The sequence below is a fragment of the Hansschlegelia zhihuaiae genome, assembly GCF_004103825.1.
In the GTDB taxonomy this organism is placed as follows: domain Bacteria; phylum Pseudomonadota; class Alphaproteobacteria; order Rhizobiales; family Methylopilaceae; genus Methylopila; species Methylopila zhihuaiae.
Genome location: NZ_RYFI01000030.1, coordinates 16,683 through 32,784 on the forward strand (window position 1 = coordinate 16,683; position 16,102 = coordinate 32,784).

The following is a 16,102-nucleotide window of genomic DNA, read 5'->3' on the forward strand; positions in this document are numbered from 1 at the left end:
CACTCCGCCGGCTCCGCTGCCGGAGCCTTGCCGCCCGAAAGCCGCTCCCTGACCCGCTCCATTGCGAGATAGACCACCGGCGTCGTGTAGAGCGTCAGCAGTTGGCTGAGCAGCAGGCCGCCGATGATGGTGACGCCAAGCGGAAAGCGCAGCTCCGCGCCCGGGCCCGTCGCGAGAGCGAGCGGCAGCGCGCCGAGCAAAGCGGCCAGCGTCGTCATCATGATCGGGCGGAAGCGCAGCGCCGCCGCCTCGACGATCGACTGCTCCGGCGCCATGCCGCGCTCGCGTTCGGCTTCGAGCGCGAAGTCGATCATCATGATCGCGTTCTTCTTCACGATGCCCATCAACAGGATCACGCCGATCAGCGCGATGATCGACAGATCGAGCCGGAACAGCTCGAGCGCGATCAGCGCGCCGACGCCGGCCGAGGGCAGCGTGGAGAGGATCGTGAAGGGGTGGATGAAGCTCTCATAGAGCACGCCCAGCACGATGTAGATCGCGATCACGGCCGCGAGCACCAGCCAGGGCTGGCCGGCGAGCGACTGGGCGAATTCGGCCGCGTCGCCCGCGAACCTGCCGGCCACGGTCGAGGGCATGTCGATCGCCTCCTCGGCGGCCTCGATCGCCGTCACGGCGTCGCTGAGCGAGGCGCCCTCGGCGAGGTCGAACGAGATGGTGACGGCCGGGAACTGCTCCTCATTGGTGACTACGAGGTCGGCGGGCTCCACGGTCACCTGCGCGACGGCGGAGAGCGGGACAGGCGCGGGGTTCGTCGCTGCGGCGGAGGAGTTCGCCTCGGCCGCGTCCTGAGCCTGCGAGGTCGACGCGGTCGGCGTCACGTAGAGACGGCCGATCGCGGCGACGTCCCGCGCCTCACCGGACGCCGCTTCCAGCACCACGCGGTACTGGTTGGCCTGGCCATAAATGGTCGAGATCTGCCGCTGGCCGAAGGCGTCGTAGAGGGCGTCGGCGATCGCCTGGACGGTGACGCCGAGCCGGCCCGCCGCCACGCGGTCGATCTCGACCCTCGCCTGCAGGCCGCCGGGCCGCGCGTCCGAACCGACATTCCGCAGGACGGGCGATCCCTGCAGCTCGTCGACCAGCCGGGCTGCGTTGCGCGACAGCTCCTTCGGGTCGCTGTCGGTCAACGTGTACTGGTAGCGCGCGCGGGAGGCGCGGGTGGAGATCTGCAGATCCTGCGTCGCTTGGAAGACCAGCGAGACGCCCGGGATCTTGCCGGTCTTCTCCGAGAGCCGGGCGATGACCTCGTTGGCGCTGGCGTCGCGCTCGTCATGGGGCTTGAGCACGATGGTGAGGCGGCCGGCGTTCGAGGTCGCGGTCTGGTCGGTGACGCCGAGCACCGAGACGACGTTCCGGACCGCCGGGTCATGGCGGATCATCGCGGTCGCCTCCGCATCGCGCCGGCGGAGCTCCGCGAAGGAAACGTCCTGCGCGGCCTCGAGCGTCGCGGTGATCAGGCCGGAATCCTGGTTCGGCAGGAAGCCCTTGGGCGCGATCACATAGAGCCAGCCGGTGGCGAGCAGCGTGGCGAGCGTGACCAGCAGCGTCACGCCCTGGTGGCGGAGCACGAACAGCAGCGATCGCCGGTAGCCCGCGATGAAGCGCGTCGTGGCCGCCTCCGCGGCGCGCGAGAACCGCGAGCCGCCGCCATGCTTCGGCGCCTTCAGCAGGCGGCCGCACATCATCGGGGTGAGGGTCAGCGAGATCACCATCGAGACCACGACCGCGATGGTCAGCGTCGCGGCGAATTCGCGGAACACCCGGCCGATCAGCCCGCCCATGAAGAGCAGCGGAATGAACACCGCGACCAGCGAAGCCGTCAGCGACACGATCGTGAAGCCGATCTCGCGCGCGCCCTCATAGGCCGCCTTCAGCGGCGGCTCGCCGTCCTCGATGTGGCGCTGGACGTTCTCGATCATGACGATCGCGTCGTCGACCACGAAGCCGGCGCCCACCACCAGCGCCATCAGCGACAGGTTGTCGAGGCTGTAGCCGAAAGCCCACATCACGGCGAATGTAGCGATCAGCGACAAGGGCAGGGCGACGCCCGCAATGAAGGTCGCGCGCAGCGTCCTGAGGAAGACCAGCACCACGAGGATCACGAGCGCGACCGAAAGCGCCAGCGTGATCTCAACCTCGTGGATCGAGGCCTTAATGGTGTCGGTGCGGTCGTCGACCACCGAGACCTGGACGCCGGCCGGCATGGCCCGCTCGATCTCGGGCAGCGCCTTGCGCAGCAGCTCGACCGTCTCGACCGTGTTGGCGCCGGGCTGGCGCTGGACGTCGATCACGATGGCGGGCCGGCCCTGGAAGGTCGCCGCGACGCTCTCGTCTTCGACGCCGTCCGTCACCTCCGCGACGTCTCGCAAACGCACCGGCGCGCCATTGCTTGTGGCGACGATGACGTCCGCATAGGCCGCCGCGGTCTCGATCTGGTCGTTGGCCGAGATCGTGAAGGACTGGCGGTCGCCGTCGATCGACCCCTTCGGCCCGGCGACGCTCGCGCCCGACACCGCGGTCCGGAGCGACTGAAGCGTGAGGCCGTAGGCGGCGAGCCGACGGACGTCGGCCTGCACCCGGACGGCGGGCTTGACGCCGCCGCCGACCGACACCCGCCCGACGCCCACCACCTCGGCGAGGCGCTGGGCGACCAGCGTGTCGGCGAGGTCGGACACGTCGCGGATCGGCATGGTTTCGGAGGTGAGCGCGACGGTCAGCACCGGCGTGTTGGCCGGGTTCACCTTGGAGAACACCGGCGGGTAGGGCAGGTCCCTCGGCAGCGTCGAATTGGCGGCGTTGATCGCCGCCTGCACGTCCTGCGCGGCGCCGTCGATGTCGCGGTCGAGGTCGAAGCGCAGCGTGATGCGGCTGAAGCCGAAGGAACTCGCCGAGTTCATCACGTCGAGCGAGGGGATCTGGCCGAGCTGCCGTTCGAGCGGCGCGGTGACGAGCGCCGCCATGGTCTGGGGATTCGCCCCCGGAAGCCGCGTCGTGACCTGAATGGTCGGGAAGTCGACCTGCGGCAGTGATGAGACCGGAAGCCTCAGATAGCCCAGCACGCCCGCAAGCAGCACCGCGACCGCGAGCAGAGTGGTGGCGACCGGCCGCGCGATGAAAGGCGCGGCGATGTTCATGGGACGGCCGCTGGCGACAGCCGCCACGCCCATGTCCCGGCCTTGAGCCGCGACCCATCACCGCGACCGGCGCCTGAATGAGCAGTCGGCCTGAGCGCTTCTGGCTGACAGGTTTGCGCAAATGGGTCCCGGCTTAAGGCCGGGACACGAGGGGGAGGACCCGACGCCAGCGTCACCGCTCCGCCCCGCGCTGGGCGCGGCGCTGCGGCGTCTGGGTCTCGGCGCCCGATCCGGGGGCGTCCTGTTCCGGAGCGGAGTTCGCGCCGGGCGCGCCGACCGAAACTTTCGCGCCGTCGCGGAGGCGCGTGAAGCCGGTCGTCACCACCCGGTCGCCGGCCGCGACGCCCGACGAGATCACCGCAAGCGCCGCGTCCTGACGCGCGACCTTCACCTCGCGCTGCTCGACGGTGGAGTCGTCCTTCACGGCGAAGACGAATGGGCCGTCCGGGCCCTGCTGGACGGCGGGACCCGGCACGGTGACGACGTCGTCGAGCACGTCGACCGCCACGCGGATCGTCGTGAACTGGCCGGGCCACAGCGCAAGCTCGGCGTTGGGGAAGGTCCCCTTCAGCTTCACCGTGCCGGTCGCCTGATCGACCTGATTGTCGATGACGTCGAGCACGCCCTTGTCCAGCACGGTCGCGCCGTCGCCCGTCAGCGCGTCGATCGCGACCTTGCCGCGCGAGAGCGCCTTGGTGACCGCGCCGATGTTCTGTTGCGGCAGCGTGAACAGCGCCGCGATCGGCTGGACCTGGGTGATGGTCACGATGCCGGTGGTTTCGCCGACCGTGACGTAGTTGCCCGGGTCGACGCCGCGCACGCCCGTGCGGCCCGAGATCGGCGCGCGCACCACGGTGCGGTCGAGCGTGGTCTTGGCCTGGTCGATGACCGCGCCGTAGTAGCGGACCTGCGCCTCGAGCTGGGCGATGGTCGACTTCGCGGTGTCGGCCTGCTGCTGGGTGCCGTAGTCGTTCTTGGCGAGCCGCGAATAGCGGTCGTAGTCGCGCCGGGCGTTCTCGAGCTGCGCCTGGTATTGCGCCTTCTGGGCGACCGCCTGGTCGTATTGCGCCTGATAGGTCGCTGGGTCGATGCGGGCCAGCACGTCGCCGGCCTTGACGTCCTGGCCCTCGCGGAACGTCACCTCGACGAGCGTGCCCTCGACCTGCGGCCGCACCGTCACGACGTTCGGCGCCTGGAAGGTGCCGACGCCTTCGAGGAAGACCGGCACGGCCTCGCGCTTCGCTTCCGAGACGATCACAGGCACCGCCTCGTCCGGGCCGCCGCCGCCGCCGCGCCGGCCGCCACGGCGCGCCTGGCTGTCCCCGCCCGCGCCGCTCGACGCCGACAGGAAGGCCGGCGGCCAGCCGGGCGGCGGCCAGAACCGCCAGGCAGCGACGCCGGCGGCGACGATGAGCAGGAGAACGACGAGGCGCTTCATCGGGCGGCGACTTTCGGCACGTTGAAGGCGGGCAGCGGCGCGCCGCCGGCCGGCCGGCCCGAGGCCGCCCAGCCGCCGCCGAGCGCCTCGAACATCGAGACCAGCGCCTGGAAGCGCGCGAGCCGCGCCGTCACCAGATTGTCCTGCGCCGTGAACAGCGTCTGCTGGGCGTTGACCACCGTCACGATGTCGACCGCGCCTTCCTTGAGCTGCGCCCGGGCGATGTCATAGGCCTCCCGCGCACTCTTCACCGCCGCCTCCTGGAGCCGGACCTGCTCGGCGGTCTTGCGCACCGCGATCAGGGCGTTCTCGACATCCACGAAGGATTGGGTCGTGGCCTTGCGGTAGGCGAACAGGTTTTCGCGGTACTGGCCCTTGGCGAGGTCGAGATTGCCGGGAAGCGTCTGGTCGAGGATCGGCTGCGTGACGCTCGCCGCGAGCTGATAGGCGAGGCTGCTGCGGTCGACGAGGCTTCTCAGCGTCGCGCTCTCGAAGCCGCCCTGCGCCGAGAGCCCGAAGGACGGCAGGAAGGCGGCGCGCGCGGCCGTGATGTCGGCGTCGGTCGCGGCGAGATTGGCCTCCGCGAACCTTACGTCCGGGCGCCTCAGGAGCAGCTCCGAGGGCAGGCCCGGCCGCACGCGGGGCGTCTTCAGGGCGGCGAGCCGTCCGCCCTTGATCGAGACCCTGACGGGCGGCCGGCCGAGCAGCAGGGCGATCGCGGTCTCGTTGACGCGGATCTCCTGCTCGATCGGCGGGATGGTGGCGCGCTGCTGGTCGAGGATCGCGCGCTGCTGGGCGCGGTCGAGGGCCGACGCCGTGCCGACGTCGAGCCGGCCCTGGATCGCGTCGAGGATCGTCTGGGCGGACGTCACGTTGCTGCGGGCGATAGCGAGCCGCTCCTGCGCGGACATCAGCGCGAAATAGGTGTTGGCGAGATCGCTGACGACGCCGAGCGCCACCACCTCCTCGTCGAAGCGGGCGGCCTGGGCGGAGGCCTGAGCGGAGCGCACCGTCGCCCGGTTCCGGCCCCAGAAGTCAAGCTCGTAGCTCGCATCGACGCCGACCTGATACTGCCGCTGCGTCCCGCGGCCGTTCGGGCCCGGCTGCAGGCTCGCGTCGCCAGAGCCCTGTATCACCGGGATCAGGCTCGCGCCGTTGATCCGCACCTGCGCGTCGGCCTGCTCGATCCGGGCCTTGGCCGCGCCGATGTCCTGATTGGAGCGCTCGGCCTCTTGGATGAGGCTGGTGAGCTCCGCGGAGCCGAAATCCCGCCACCACGAGGCGTCCGGCCAGACCGCGCTGCTCGCGCCCGCATCCTTCCAGCGGGAGGGCGTGTCGACGCCGAGGGCAGGGCGCTCCCATCTGTCGGCGCAGCCCGACAGCGCGAGCGCCGCGGCGGCGGCCGCGGCGAGCCGCAATTTCGTGCTGATCCCCCGCAAATGCGCCTCGCGAACTCGATACTCAGGGACGGCGAAGTCTCGCATGGCGCAGCGGACGCCGCCATTGCGGGAAGGCGACACTGGGGCGAGCCATGCCCGCGGACCTCCACGCGGCTACGGCGTCCGCCCTACGATCGTATCGCGAAAGCGTGACCCGCGCCGCCGCCGCTCATGCCGCGAGCCGGCGGAGAAACTCGATCGTCACCATGCTCTCTCCTGCGCCGGCGCCCGCAATGTGACGGGCCGGTCGCTGCGGCTCGCCCAGATGGTCGAACACGGCGAGAGCGCCCGAGAAATCCTGGTCGTCGGTGTAGAAGCTCGGGGTGACGATGCCTCTCAGGCCCGCCGCGGTAGCGGCCTGGAGCCCGTAGACCGTGTCCTCGAAGGCGATCGCCGACGAAGGCGGCAGAGCGAGCCGCTCGAGCGCGAGAAGAAAGATGTCCGGCGCCGGCTTCTTGGTCGTCACCGAGTCGCCGGCCGCAATGGTCTCGAACAAAGCAGGGCCGTCAGCTCCGAGAGTCGCCGTCAGAAGCGCTTCGACGTTCGGAAGGCTGGTGGTGGTGGCGATCGCGAGTCGCACCCCGGCGGCGCGCGCTTCGCGGATCAGCCGTTCGATGCCCGGCCTCAGCTCCACGCCGCCGGCTTTGACGAGCGCGGCGTAGCGCTCGTTCTTGGCCGCGTGGAGCGCCGCGAGGGTCGCCCGGCCGCGCTCCGCCTCTTCGGGCCGGTCGTTCTCGATGAAATGCAGCAGGCGCTCTTTGCCGCCCATGACGCGCAGCAGTCGGCGATAAGTCGGCTGATCCCATTCCCAGGGCAGCGAGAACGCCCGGAAGGTCTCGTTCAGCGCCGCGCGATGCGCCTCCTCCGTCTCGGCCAAGGTGCCGTCGACGTCGAAGATCAGCGCTTCAAGGCTCATTAGGCGGCGTCCGCCGGCGCCGCGGCTTCGGCGGCCGTCCGGATCGCCGCGATATGGCGGGCGTACGCAGCCGGCCCGTCCTTGAACACGGCGTTGCCGGCCACCAGCGTGTCGGCGCCGGCGGCGACGCAGGGGCCGGCGGTCTCTGGCGTCACCCCGCCGTCGATCTCGATGCGGATCGGCCGTTCGCCGATCATCGCCTTCAGCCGCCGGACCTTGTCGAGCATGCCTGAGATGAAGGCCTGGCCGCCGAAGCCTGGATTGACCGTCATGACGATGACCAGGTCGATCTTGTCGAGGACATATTCGACCGCGCTTTCGGGCGTCGACGGGTTGATGGCGACGCCGGCCTGCTTGCCGAGCGAACGGATGAACTGGAGCGAGCGGTCGAGATGCGGCCCCGCCTCGGCATGCACGGTCAGGCGGTCGCAGCCGGCCTTGGCGAAGGCCTCGAGATAGGGATCGACGGGCGCGATCATCAGATGACAGTCGAATGGCGCGTCGGTCCAGCGGCGGAGCTTCCTCACCACCTCCGGGCCGAAGGTGATGTTCGGCACGAAATGGCCGTCCATGACGTCGAGATGCACCCAGTCGGCCCCCGCCGCGACCACGTCGCGGGTCTCCTCGCCGAGCTTCGAAAAGTCGGCGGACAGGATCGAGGGGGCGATGACGATCGGGTTCGGTGCGGCGGGCATGGGCGGCCAATCTGACGTCTTGCTGCGCCGCACGCTGTTAACCCGTCCTGCCGCTCCGGTACAGCCCGCCGAGCCGGCCGGGCGTCACGCGGCGCGGCGTTTCTTGTCGATCAGGTTGAGGATCATGGGCGTGAGGATCAGCTGCATCGCGAGGTCGAGCTTGCCGCCCGGGATCACGATGGAATTGGCCCGCGACATGAAGCTCCAGGAGATCATCGAGAGCAGATAGGGGAAGTCGATGCCGTGCGGATCGCGGAAGCGGATCACCACCATGGACTCCTCGGCGGTCGGGATCGTCCGCGCGATGAACGGGTTCGAGGTGTCGACCGTCGGAATGCGCTGGAAGTTGACGTCGGTCGTCGTGAACTGCGGGCAGATGTATTTCACGTAGTCGGGCATCCGCCGCAGGATGGTGTGCATGACGTCGTCGGTGGTGTAGCCGCGGTCCTTCCGGTCGCGATGGATCTTCTGGATCCATTCGAGGTTGATGACCGGCACCACGCCGATCTTGAGATCGGCGTATTGCGCGATGTTGAGGCCTTCGCCGACCACGGCGCCGTGCAGGCCCTCGTAGAACATGATGTCGGTCGGCTCCGGCAGATCCTCCCATCCGGTGAAGCTGCCCATCGGAAGGCCAAACCTCTGGGCGGCCATCAGATCGTGGACATAGTGCCTCGTCCTACCCTTTCCCGTCTCCGAGTAGGAGCGGAACAGCTGCTCGAGCTCCTCCAGCAGGTTTCCGTCATGGCCGAAATGCGAGAAGTGGTGGTTGCCTTGCGCCGCCTCCTGCTCGGCGTGCCGGCGCATCGCGTCGCGGTCGAAGCGGTGGAAGGCGTCGCCCTCGACGAACGCCGCCGCGATGTGCTCGCGCCGGAAGATCTGCTCGAAGGTGTCGCGCACCGAGGTCGTCCCCGACCCTGACGAGCCGGTGACCGAGATGATGGGATGACGGACGGACATCGACCTCGTCGCGCTTACGCGAGAAACAGCCCGCGCTTGGCGAACAGCGGAGACGCGGAGGCCTGGCGCGGGGGCTTGGAATAGTAGCGACCGATGCGCTCGACTTCTTCGGCCGAGCCTGCGACCAGCGGCGCGCGGACGTGGAGCTTCGAGGGGACGAGGTCGAGGATGCGCGTCTGGCCGTCGGTCGCGGCGCCGCCGGCCTGCTCGCACACCATGGCGATCGGGTTGCATTCGTAGACCAGCCTGAGGCGACCCTGGGCGTAGCCTTCCCGCGCGTCGGCCGGATAGAGATAGACGCCGCCGCGGATCAGGATGCGGAAGACGTCTGCGACCAGCGACCCGACCCAGCGCATGTTGAAGTTCTTCTCGCGCGGCCCGTCCTTGCCCGCGAGGCAGTCCGCCACATAGGCGCCCATCGCCTCGTCCCAGTGCCGCTGGTTGGAGGCGTTGATCGCGTATTCCTTGGTGGTCTCGGGAATGCGGACGTCCGCATGGGTGCGGACGAAGGCGCCCGTCTCCCGGTCGAGCATGAAGATCTGCGTCCCGGCCCCGACGGTCAGGACGAGCGCCGTCGCGGGGCCGTAGACGATGAAGCCGGCCGCGAGCTGCTTCGAGCCCGGCTGCAGGAAGGTGTCCTCGCCGATATTGGGCAGCACGCCGAACAGCGTGCCGATCGACACATTGGTCTCGATGTTGGAGGAGCCGTCCAAAGGGTCCATCGCGAGCGCGAGCGGCGCGGCTTCGTCGAGGATCGCGACGTCGTCGGCCTCCTCCGACCCGACCCGCGCGACCGGAGCCGCCCTGAGCGCCTCGACGCAGATGTCGTGCGTCCTGAGGTCGAGCGCCTTTTGCGTGTCGCCGCCGGCGTTGCCGCCGATCGCGGCGCCCATCTCCCCCTCCAGCGCGCCGCGGCCGACGATCGCGGCGATCGTCCGCCCGGCCTCGCACATCGCGGTCACGGTCCGGGAGACGGCTTGGCGGCCGGCGTCGTCTCCCGCCCAGCCGGCGAGATAGGCGTCGAGGGTCGTCACGTCGGCCACAGTCGTCTCCCCACAAAGCGTCGCGCAGTCTCAAGGCCGCGCGCGGCCGCGCATCTTGCCCCGTCGCGCCGCCGCAAAATAGTCCGTCCGAACGGAATTGGGACGGAAGATCGTCTTAAGCGCGATTGCTCAGCAAAGCCAAATCGCCTAAAGCCCGTATTCAGGATGTCTGAAGGCCTGATCCGTTCCCTGACCGTCAAGCAGCTGCGAGCGCTCGCCGCCGTCGCGGACACCGGCGCGGTCAGCGCGGCCGCCCGGAGGCTCGGCGTCACGCCGCCCGCCGTCACCATGCAGGTCCAGCTTCTAGAGGCCGCGACCGAGCTTCCGCTGCTCGACCGCAGCGGCGACCGCTTCCGCCCGACCGACGCGGGACGCGAGGTCGTCGAGGCGGTGGCGCGCATCGAATCCGCGATCCGGGACTGCGTGGCGGCCCTCGAGGCGATGAAGGGCCTCGAGGGCGGGCGCGTTTCGGTCGCCATCGTATCGACCGCGAAATATTTCGCGCCTATGGCGCTCGGCGCCTTCGCGCGCGCCCATCCGCGCGTCGAGCTGTCGCTCGTCGTCGGCAACCGCGCCGAGGTGCTCAACCATCTGCGCGGCGACATGGTGGACGTCGCGATCATGGGACGGCCGCCCGAGGAGATCGAGACGGTCAAGACCGTGATCGGCGAGCACCCCCACATCGTGGTGGCGCCACCCGACCATCCGCTCGTCGGCCGGCGCATCGGCCCGGGGCAGCTCACCGGACAGACGTTCCTGATGCGCGAGCAGGGCTCCGGCACGCGCGCGCTGATGGAGCGGCTGTTCGCCGAGGAAGGCGTCAAGGCGAAGAGCGGAATGGAGATCGGCTCGAACGAGACGATCAAGCAGGCGGTGATCGCGGGGCTCGGCCTCGCCTTCATCTCGGCCCACACGGTCGCAGCCGAGATCGCCGACGGCCGCCTCGCGCAGATCGAGGTCGACGGCCTGCCGATCATGCGCCAGTGGCACGTCGTGCGACGCGCGGGCAAGCGGCTGACGCCGCCGGCCGCGGCCATGAACGCCTTCCTCTCCGAGCGGGGAGCGGAGTTCCTGCCGCAAATCTCGAAGAAGCCCACGGAACTCTAGCCGACGCTCGCGCGTCTTGATCGCACGACCAGCGATGCGGGGCTCTGTGAGACCCGCATCATGGCGGTGGCCGCCGCGGCCGGAAAGCCGCCGCGGCGGAGTGTGGCGATGCGCGTGCTGATCGTCGAGGACGAGCCTGTCATCGCCCTCGAGATCGAGGCCATCGTCCTCGACCGGCTGCCCGACGCCGAGATCGTGGTCGCGGCGTCAACCGGCGAGGCCATGGTGGCGATCGCCCAGCCCGTCGAACTGGCGTTCCTCGACATCGACGTGACGGACGGCAAGACCTACCCGCTCGCTCTCGAGCTGCGCCTGAGGAAAGTGCCCTTCGTATTCGTGTCAGGCGCGGACCGGAGCGACCGACCCGAGGAGCTCGGCGACGCGTTCCAGGTGAACAAGCCGTTCACGCCTGCCGACATCACGCGGCAGCTCGAGATCCTCGCGCGCCGTTCCGACCACGAAAGGAGCGACTGACGGCTTTGGATCGAGGCTTGCGCAACCGCGACGAAAGCCTAGCTCGAACCGCGAGCGCCCGAGAGCCGTGCCGATCGGCTCCGGCTTTTGAGCCAACGACGGAAGGCTTCAGAAGGAGAACGTCATGCCGATGACCAGGGAGGACGTCCTCGCTCTGCTTGGACCGGTTGACGAGGTTCAGATCGCCGAAGTCGTGGCGACGGGGGCGACGGCGGACGAACTCGCCGAAGCGCTCGGCTGGATCAACGCCGAGGACGCCCTCGTCGCCGAGCGCAAGCCGCCGCCGTCGGGCCGCGTCGCCCGGCTCGTCGAACTGCTGGCCCCGGCCGAGGAGCCGGAGCCCTAGGGGCGGCCGCCCGGCGGCGCGACCGGTCGTCGCCGGGACCCGCGCACGGCTCGCCGATCCGCGGCCACGCCCTAGCTCGACCGGCTCGCGCCCGGCCGACGCCCGTGGACGCATCGCCGGAGCCGCCCAATGAAGCCGCACGTCACCTGCCTGATGCTCTCCTCGCTGGACGGCCGGCTCGGCTCCGGCCGGTCGGGGGAGGGGGCCGAGGCCGAGATCAGGGCGCGCGGCAAGGCGTTCGAAGACGCGCATGAGGAGATCGGCGGCGACGCCTGGATCATCGGCCGCGTCACCGGCGCCGAGATGTCGAGGGCGAAGGCTCATCCGCCGGCCGAATTCCAGCCGCCGCCGCGCCCGGCTCATTTCGCGCGGCGCGACGCGGCGGCTTACGGGATCATCCTCGACCCGTCAGGAAAGCTCCATTTCGAGAAGGGCGACATCGGCGGCGACCATGTCGTGGTCCTGCTCGCGGCCGGCGTCCCGGACGCGCATCTCGCGGAACTGCGCGGCGACGGCGTCTCCTATTTGGTCTCCGACGGCGCCGGGATCGACCTCGCGGCCGCGCTCGAGACTCTCGGACGCGAGCTCGGGCTGAAACGCGTGCTGCTCGAAGGCGGCGGCGGGGTGAACGGCGCCTTCCTCAGGGCCGGACTGGTCGACGAGATCGTGGTGCTGATCTGGCCGTCGATCAACGCGATCACTGGCGAGCGCGCCATCTTCGAAGCAGGCGAGGAGGGGCTCGCGAATGTTCTCAAGCTCGATCTGACGGAGTGCGAGGCCAAGCCCGACGGCGTGGTCCGGCTGCGCTACCGTGTCGAGATGCGAGGCTGAACCGCGACGCGAACGAAACGCCCCGCGAAACCTTCGCGGGGCGCCATGTCAGTCACTTCTTGGCGTCGTGCTGCGGCTTTCCCTTGCGCTTGGTCGAGGCCATCTTCTCGAGTTCCGTCTCGCTCATCGACTCGACCATCGATTTCGACGCGCCGCGCAGGTCGCTCTTCTTGACGTCGCCGCGCTTGGCCGCGAGCGCTGCGCCCGCGGCCTTCTGCTGAGCCTGCGATTTCGCTGGCATGATCGGGCCTCCATGCTCGGGCGGCCGAACAGGGCCGCTCTGGAGAAGAATTCGCGTGAACGCCCGTTCGTTCCCGCCCCCTCAGCTCGCCTGGCGGACCTCCTCACGGACCGGCAGCCGCCAGTTCGGGCGGATGAAGTGGCAGGTGTAGCCGGTCGGATAGCGCTCGAGATAATCCTGGTGCTCGGGCTCGGCCTCCCAGAACGGGCCCGCGGGCGCGACCTCGGTCACGACCTTGCCGGGCCACAGGCCCGACGCCTCGACGTCGGCGATCGTATCCTCGGCCACGCGCTTCTGCGCGTCGTCGAGAAAGAAGATCGCCGAGCGGTAGCTCAGGCCGATGTCGTTGCCTTGCCGGTTCTTCGTGGTCGGGTCGTGGATCTGGAAGAAGAACTCCAGCATCCACCGGAAGCTTGTCTGCTTCGGGTCGTAGACGATCTCGATCGCCTCCGCGTGCGTGCCGTGATTGCGGTAGGTCGCGTTCGGAACGTCGCCGCCGGTGTAGCCGACCCGCGTCGAAACCACGCCCTTCTGCCTGCGGATCAGGTCCTGCATCCCCCAAAAACACCCTCCGGCCAGGATCGCGCGTTCGGTGGCGGTGGTCATCTGCGGCCTCCTCGGGTTCGTGACGGACGTGAATATCGTGACGACGCCGCGGTTTTTCAAAAGCGCCCCGTCCGTCATCGCTCCGGCGCCGGGGGCTTCGGAGTTTCGCTCGGGTCCGGACTGTCAGACAGCTTGCATAAGAAGGCGCGGGTCGCCGCAGGAGCCTCTGATGCTTGTGTGTGTGGCGCCTGCGGCGCCCGCGCACGGTTTTCGGCGAGGTCGAGACGCTCTGGACACGCCCCGGTCGGTCCTAGTGCCGGGGGTATGATGTGTTGCCGACGGGCCGTTTCCGGTCCGCCCCTCGACCAAGATCCCGGGGCGGGTGAGCCGGTCCCTCCCGCCGCAGGCTCCGCCCGTCTCCCGCGCCGCCGGACGGCCCGGACGACGCCTCCATGGCTGGGAGAAGGCGAAACGAGGCTGCCTGACCCGAGGTCAGATGTCAAGAAAATAATCCTATTCAACTTGGCGCTGACCTCCACACCTCGTCACGCCCCAGCTTGACCCGGGCGATGACGGCGGCCGCGCTACGCCGACACAGAGGGTTCCGCCCGGCCCGCTTGCGAGAATGTAGACCCGGCCGCCCATTTGCCGATGATGCCTCGCCCGACGGGCTCCGTCATGCCCGGCTGCCGCCGGGCGCGACGGGTGAGGGCCGACGATCCGCTCAGCCCATTCTCAGAAAGGACCAGGACGCACATGGACGACGACTTCTGGCGCGGAAGATGGCGCGACAATCGGCTCGGGTGGCACCGGGACTCCGCGAACCCGATGCTGGTGCGGCATCTCTCGGCGCTCGGGCTCCCCGCTGGCGCGCGCCTGTTCCTGCCGCTCTGCGGCAAGACGCTCGACATCCACTGGCTGCTCGGAAACGGATTTCGGGTCGCGGGGGCCGAACTGGTCGAGACCGCGGTGGAGCAGCTCTTCGCCGAGCTCGGGCTGACGCCCGCCATCGGCGACGCCGGCGCGTTGCGACGCTATCGCGCGGAGGGCGTCGACATCTTCGTCGGCGACCTGTTCGACCTGGGCTCCGAAGCGCTCGGGGCGGTGGACGGGACTTACGACCGCGCAGCTCTCGTCGCGCTGCCCGCGGACGTCCGCCCGCGCTACGCCGCCCATGTCGCCCGGATCACGGCGTCCGCGCCTCAGCTCCTCGTCACCTACGACTACGACCAGAGCCGGATGGACGGCCCGCCCTTCTCGGTGACGGAAGAGGAGGCGAGGGGGCTTTATGCGACGTATGACGTCGCGCTGCTGGAAAGCGCCGAGGTCGAGGGCGGGCTGAAGGGGTTCTGTCCGGCGACGGAGAAGGCGTGGTTGATGAGGCGGCCGGCCTGAAGCGCGATGCGCTGAGGCTGGGCCGGCCGATCCAACCTGGAGACCGTCAGTCCGGGCTCGTCCCGGCGGTCGGAACGGCGCGCCCTTCCGACGTCCGCCGCCGCCGTCACGCGGCGGCGGCCTCCAGACGAAGCCTGAACTGATGAGCCATGGCCGCGAAGAAGAGGTGCTGGCCGTAGAGCTCATCTTCGGCGGGCTGGTCGCGCCGGCCCTCCTTCGGCGACGAGGTGGCCTCCGTCGCGGCGTCGAGGCGCTCGAACAGCGAGGCGAAGAAGCGCGGCGCGTTCATGGTCGGGCCGTCGACGGCGGCGGAGATGGAGTCGGCGAGCGCCCGGACGCGGTCGTCGAGATCGGGCTTCCCGGCCGCGGCGTAGTCCGCCGCCTGTTCGGCGATGATCTCCATCGCCTGTCCCACGCTGATCGTGGCCATGACGCGCCTCCCCTCTGACGGATGGCCCACTCCAGACCCATCATGGTTGACGAATGGTGAACGGCGGGCGGCGGGGCGCGCGGTTCCTGTGAGCGCGCCGCAGGCCTCCCGCTCCGCGCGCCATGCCCGGCTCTCATCCCAGCGGGCGCGTCGGCGCCCGATGGACCGCCGGGGTCAGGCCCGGCTATGGCGGCGGCGCGGGCGATTCCGGGCGGAGGTCAGTGGCCGGGCGGCTCCGGGAAGGCCAGGACCTCGCCGGTGTAGGTCTCCACGACCTCGCTGAAGGGCGTGCCGTCGGGCGTCACGAGGACGGCGTGGTGCTCGATCACATGCGCCGGCGGCCGGAGCGGATCCGCGGGCGCAGGCGCGGATGCGGCCTTCGCCCAGTCCTCCGGGAGCGGCGACCACAGCAGCTTCGCGGACAGCGTCCGGCGCTGGAACCGGAGCGCCTGGACGGCCCGGCCGAACGCGATGTCGGTGGTCTCGAGCGCACGGTTCATGTCCGGCGTCAGGCGCGCCGGGACGTACCAATTGTCCGCCTCCGACAACACGCGCGCCCCGCAGCGCAGCCGGACATGGCGGTGCTCGACCGTCTCGTCCGGCCCGACGCCCAGCAGGCGGCGCTGCTCCTCGGTCGGCGCCTTGTCTTCGCCGCGGACCCGCTCCGCCACGATCTTGGCCGGCGACGCGATGTTGTGGTCCGCGCACCAGCGGTCGAGGGTGAGGGTCGCGCTGCTGGCGCCGAGCAGGCTCGCGTTCAGCGACTGGAGCAGCGCGAACGCCTCGAGCCGGCCGACATAATCGCCGCGCCACGGGGCGTCCTGCGCGACCGCGCCGCCGGACGTGGCGACGAGCGCGGCCCAGAGCAGGGCAGCGCACACTTGGCGTAGAGAGCGCCTCATCATGTCAGCGAGCGGCGTCCGATGACGAATTCCACTTTCTCGACCACGCGCCTCTCCTTTGCCGATGCGGGGAGGGACCGTCGCCCAAGACGACGTCGGGGAAAAGGGAGCCCCGTGTTTTCGCTCCCCACCGTCATGCCCGGGCTTGACCCGGGCATCTTCCGTGTTTTGGGTCAAGTTACGC

Annotated in this window: 16 protein-coding genes; 5 read left to right on the forward strand and 11 right to left on the reverse strand. The window is 69.8% G+C overall.

Going from position 1 to position 16,102, the window contains the following annotated elements; genetic code table 11:
- The 7 genes from EK403_RS20855 to EK403_RS20885 form a co-directional block, all read right to left on the reverse strand.
- A partial coding sequence (locus EK403_RS20855; RefSeq protein ID WP_128779399.1) for an efflux RND transporter permease subunit occupies nucleotides 1-3,155 on the reverse strand: 3,155 nt, incomplete at its 3' end.
- Between the two features lie 172 nt (nucleotides 3,156-3,327).
- Nucleotides 3,328-4,593 (reverse strand): efflux RND transporter periplasmic adaptor subunit, encoded by a 1,266-nt coding sequence (locus EK403_RS20860; RefSeq protein ID WP_128779383.1) that lies wholly within the window; start codon nucleotides 4,591-4,593, stop codon nucleotides 3,328-3,330.
- Nucleotides 4,590-6,032 carry an efflux transporter outer membrane subunit gene (locus EK403_RS20865; RefSeq protein WP_245479836.1) on the reverse strand — a complete coding sequence of 481 codons (1,443 nt, stop codon included), beginning with the start codon at nucleotides 6,030-6,032 and terminating at the stop codon, nucleotides 4,590-4,592. The genes EK403_RS20860 and EK403_RS20865 overlap by 4 nt, the downstream gene beginning before the upstream one ends.
- A 169-nt stretch (nucleotides 6,033-6,201) precedes the next feature.
- Nucleotides 6,202-6,948, reverse strand: a complete 747-nt coding sequence (locus EK403_RS20870; RefSeq protein WP_128779385.1) for an HAD-IA family hydrolase — start codon at nucleotides 6,946-6,948, stop codon at nucleotides 6,202-6,204.
- On the reverse strand, nucleotides 6,948-7,643 hold the full coding sequence (rpe, locus tag EK403_RS20875) for a ribulose-phosphate 3-epimerase (protein ID WP_128779386.1): 696 nt from the start codon (nucleotides 7,641-7,643) through the stop codon (nucleotides 6,948-6,950). Before rpe ends, EK403_RS20870 begins: the two co-directional genes overlap by 1 nt.
- Before the next feature lie 84 nt (nucleotides 7,644-7,727).
- The gene (locus tag EK403_RS20880; RefSeq protein ID WP_128779387.1) at nucleotides 7,728-8,603 is read right to left on the reverse strand and encodes a phosphoribulokinase; all 876 of its coding nucleotides are present in this window, start codon (nucleotides 8,601-8,603) and stop codon (nucleotides 7,728-7,730) included.
- Nucleotides 8,604-8,617: 14 nt separating this feature from the next.
- Nucleotides 8,618-9,646, reverse strand: a complete 1,029-nt coding sequence (locus tag EK403_RS20885; RefSeq protein ID WP_128779388.1) for a class 1 fructose-bisphosphatase — start codon at nucleotides 9,644-9,646, stop codon at nucleotides 8,618-8,620.
- A gap of 165 nt (nucleotides 9,647-9,811) precedes the next feature.
- On the opposite strand from EK403_RS20885, the gene EK403_RS20890 reads away from it, so the two are divergent.
- The 4 genes from EK403_RS20890 (at nucleotide 9,812) to EK403_RS20905 (ending at nucleotide 12,404) form a co-directional block, all read left to right on the forward strand.
- A complete protein-coding gene (locus tag EK403_RS20890) occupies nucleotides 9,812-10,753 on the forward strand; it encodes a LysR family transcriptional regulator (RefSeq protein ID WP_206659604.1) in 942 nt (313 codons plus the stop codon).
- 60 nt (nucleotides 10,754-10,813) lie between these two features.
- Nucleotides 10,814-11,227 (forward strand): response regulator, encoded by a 414-nt coding sequence (locus EK403_RS20895; protein ID WP_128779389.1) that lies wholly within the window; start codon nucleotides 10,814-10,816, stop codon nucleotides 11,225-11,227.
- Between the two features lie 124 nt (nucleotides 11,228-11,351).
- Entirely contained in the window at nucleotides 11,352-11,573 is a 222-nt protein-coding gene (locus tag EK403_RS22610) for a hypothetical protein (RefSeq protein ID WP_164919709.1), read from the forward strand.
- Nucleotides 11,574-11,702: 129 nt separating this feature from the next.
- The gene (locus EK403_RS20905) at nucleotides 11,703-12,404 is read left to right on the forward strand and encodes a RibD family protein (protein ID WP_128779391.1); all 702 of its coding nucleotides are present in this window, start codon (nucleotides 11,703-11,705) and stop codon (nucleotides 12,402-12,404) included.
- A 52-nt stretch (nucleotides 12,405-12,456) separates the two neighbouring features.
- On the opposite strand, the gene EK403_RS20910 is transcribed toward EK403_RS20905, so the two are convergent.
- Nucleotides 12,457-12,645: a DUF3008 family protein gene (locus EK403_RS20910; RefSeq protein ID WP_128779392.1), complete on the reverse strand. Its 189-nt coding sequence runs from the start codon at nucleotides 12,643-12,645 to the stop codon at nucleotides 12,457-12,459.
- Between the two features lie 81 nt (nucleotides 12,646-12,726).
- Nucleotides 12,727-13,251, reverse strand: coding sequence for a peptide-methionine (S)-S-oxide reductase MsrA (gene msrA / locus EK403_RS20915; protein ID WP_128779393.1), 525 nt, complete (start codon nucleotides 13,249-13,251; stop codon nucleotides 12,727-12,729).
- A gap of 696 nt (nucleotides 13,252-13,947) precedes the next feature.
- On the opposite strand from msrA, the gene tmpT reads away from it, so the two are divergent.
- A complete protein-coding gene (gene tmpT / locus EK403_RS20920; RefSeq protein ID WP_128779394.1) occupies nucleotides 13,948-14,586 on the forward strand; it encodes a thiopurine S-methyltransferase in 639 nt (212 codons plus the stop codon).
- 106 nt (nucleotides 14,587-14,692) lie between these two features.
- Here the strand turns inward: tmpT and EK403_RS20925 are convergent, their stop codons facing one another.
- Both EK403_RS20925 and EK403_RS20930 read right to left on the reverse strand, forming a co-directional pair.
- The gene (locus EK403_RS20925) at nucleotides 14,693-15,016 is read right to left on the reverse strand and encodes a hypothetical protein (RefSeq protein ID WP_128779395.1); all 324 of its coding nucleotides are present in this window, start codon (nucleotides 15,014-15,016) and stop codon (nucleotides 14,693-14,695) included.
- 218 nt (nucleotides 15,017-15,234) lie between these two features.
- Nucleotides 15,235-15,918, reverse strand: coding sequence for a hypothetical protein (locus tag EK403_RS20930; protein WP_428979635.1), 684 nt, complete (start codon nucleotides 15,916-15,918; stop codon nucleotides 15,235-15,237).
- Nucleotides 15,919-16,102: the final 184 nt, after the last annotated feature.

Excerpts from the sequence above, each read along its gene's own strand:
- EK403_RS20925 (WP_128779395.1), bottom strand. The coding sequence starts at position 15,016 with ATGGCCACGATCAGCGTGGGACAGGCGATGGAGATCATCGCCGAACAG.
- msrA (WP_128779393.1), bottom strand. The coding sequence starts at position 13,251 with ATGACCACCGCCACCGAACGCGCGATCCTGGCCGGAGGGTGTTTTTGG.
- EK403_RS20860 (WP_128779383.1), bottom strand. The coding sequence starts at position 4,593 with ATGAAGCGCCTCGTCGTTCTCCTGCTCATCGTCGCCGCCGGCGTCGCT.
- EK403_RS20895 (WP_128779389.1), top strand. The coding sequence starts at position 10,814 with ATGGCGGTGGCCGCCGCGGCCGGAAAGCCGCCGCGGCGGAGTGTGGCG.
- EK403_RS20890 (WP_206659604.1), top strand. The coding sequence starts at position 9,812 with ATGTCTGAAGGCCTGATCCGTTCCCTGACCGTCAAGCAGCTGCGAGCG.
- EK403_RS20910 (WP_128779392.1), bottom strand. The coding sequence starts at position 12,645 with ATGCCAGCGAAATCGCAGGCTCAGCAGAAGGCCGCGGGCGCAGCGCTC.
- EK403_RS20930 (WP_428979635.1), bottom strand. The coding sequence starts at position 15,918 with ATGAGGCGCTCTCTACGCCAAGTGTGCGCTGCCCTGCTCTGGGCCGCG.
- EK403_RS20870 (WP_128779385.1), bottom strand. The coding sequence starts at position 6,948 with ATGAGCCTTGAAGCGCTGATCTTCGACGTCGACGGCACCTTGGCCGAG.
- rpe (WP_128779386.1), bottom strand. The coding sequence starts at position 7,643 with ATGCCCGCCGCACCGAACCCGATCGTCATCGCCCCCTCGATCCTGTCC.
- tmpT (WP_128779394.1), top strand. The coding sequence starts at position 13,948 with ATGGACGACGACTTCTGGCGCGGAAGATGGCGCGACAATCGGCTCGGG.
- EK403_RS20905 (WP_128779391.1), top strand. The coding sequence starts at position 11,703 with ATGAAGCCGCACGTCACCTGCCTGATGCTCTCCTCGCTGGACGGCCGG.
- EK403_RS20880 (WP_128779387.1), bottom strand. The coding sequence starts at position 8,603 with ATGTCCGTCCGTCATCCCATCATCTCGGTCACCGGCTCGTCAGGGTCG.
- EK403_RS22610 (WP_164919709.1), top strand. The coding sequence starts at position 11,352 with ATGCCGATGACCAGGGAGGACGTCCTCGCTCTGCTTGGACCGGTTGAC.